General features: G+C 44.1%; 1 protein-coding gene. It reads right to left on the bottom strand.

Going from position 1 to position 1,280, the window contains the following annotated elements:
- Positions 1–32: 32 nt before the first annotated feature.
- On the bottom strand, positions 33–1,040 hold the full coding sequence (locus E0E36_RS27620) for an IS110 family RNA-guided transposase (RefSeq protein ID WP_130858598.1): 1,008 nt from the start codon (positions 1,038–1,040) through the stop codon (positions 33–35).
- Between the last annotated feature and the right edge of the window lie 240 nt (positions 1,041–1,280).

Below are 1,280 nucleotides of genomic sequence, written 5' to 3' on the forward strand. Positions count from 1 at the left end.
ATCACTCATATACTCTATTAAATTGCAAGTTTTCAGGCCACATTTTTTTCGGAGCTGTTTACATTTTTTTCTCTCGGATCCAGACATATATAATCTCTTGAATATGGCGTTCTGTTCTTTACCACACTGTAGACCGTTCTTAATAATTTGTTCATAACATTGTCCATGATTAGAAAATGGGGCTTTCCTTCCTGCTGCTTTTTCCGGTAATACAGCTGGTATTCCTTATTGTGTTTAACCGCCGCTTTTGCACCCATATACAGCAGCGTTTTGAGTGCTCTGTCAGCAAAAGGACTTGTCCTGGACTTTCCCACCATATTGCCCGAGCTATTGGGGAACGGACATACCCCTGCGTAGGAGGCCGCCTTTCTGGCCGTATCGATCACCTTGAAGTTTCCCGTTTTGATGATCATCTCCCTTGCGATGACAGGACCAACTCCCAGTACAGATACTGATAGCGAGTAATTCTCCTTAAAATCACCATCATTCATAATTATCTCCCGTATTTCCTTTTCAACCTGTTCCACCTGATCATCAAGTGCGTCCAATGAGGCTTTTAGGATTAGGTTGGCCGCTACACTCTGCACCGGCAGCTGATCCCTTGCATGGGCCCCTGTCCGGAGCTCCTTGCGGGCTTTGACCAGCTGCGAGCGAAGTGAATAAAGCTGCCGCAGTTCCGACATATGCTCTCCCTGGTATTCCCGGAACGACAGCTTATCGTTAAACCGTTCCCCATATTCCCGTAAACGGAATGCATCGACCGGATCTGATTTCCCCTTTACAAGACCCAGGCTGTGCCTGACCGTATAGCCCGGAACAAGGGCTATGCCAACCCCGTACTGGTTGCACAGGAACACCAATACATCCCCATATGTCCCCGTATGCTCTGCACACAGGATTGATCCCATCGGTACCTCCCTGAGAAATCCACATATCGCTGAAAACTCATTTTTCACTGTTCTGTGCTTTTCTTTTCCGTTTACATCAAGAAAGTTTACATCAAACTTTTCCTTTGATAAATCTATTCCATATACTTGCATAAACTTTTTGTTTTATGCTCCGTATTGAGTGGCTAACATCGTGATAATGGGTTCTGCCCTAAATACTCTCTGGCTTTAACTCAATATATCTGCTGTCCTTAATATGAGTGTTAGGTTCTGCCTGTCATTCATCTAAAGTTAGGGCAGCAGATGGAGCTTTTTTATCCAAAGATATATCGCACGTTTTATTCCCATTTCTTCTCTTTATTCTTTAGAGTACAAACTAACGATCGTTCATCA

The organism is Olivibacter jilunii (genome assembly GCF_900607235.1).
Taxonomy (GTDB): Bacteria; Bacteroidota; Bacteroidia; order Sphingobacteriales; family Sphingobacteriaceae; genus Olivibacter; species Olivibacter oleidegradans.